This window comes from Polaromonas sp. P1_G1 (assembly GCF_056405595.1).
The window spans coordinates 1-367 of record NZ_JBFUBU010000290.1; the positions used below are offsets into that span (position 1 = coordinate 1).

The following is a 367-nucleotide window of genomic DNA, read 5'->3' on the forward strand; positions in this document are numbered from 1 at the left end:
CCACCAGGGCCACCACGCAAGGCCCAGCACCACCACCACGCCAGCACCCAGTGCGTAGTACAGGGCCACCCAGGGTTCGTGCCGCCGGGGCTGCACTACCCGCGTGCAGGCCCAACCCAGCAGGCCCCCGGCCAACACATCCAGCGCGTGGTGCTGGTAGGTGAACAGCGTGGCCACCGCAACCAGGCTCAGTGTCAACAGCAGCGCGATGCGGGCGGCACGGCTTGCACAGCAGGGCCGCAATGCACACCAGAAAATAAGGCAATAGGCCACATGCAGCGAAGGCAGTTGGTTGTAAGGCTGGTCCACCACACCCAGTGCCGCGTACCAGGGCGCCCACAGAGAAGGCGCCACCCCAGGGCGGACA

General features: G+C 67.0%; 1 protein-coding gene. It reads right to left on the minus strand.

Annotated features, from left to right (window positions below; translation table 11 throughout):
- Window positions 1-367: phosphatase PAP2 family protein (locus AC1D1Y_RS26895; RefSeq protein WP_477685024.1), on the minus strand; the 367-nt coding region annotated here is incomplete at both ends.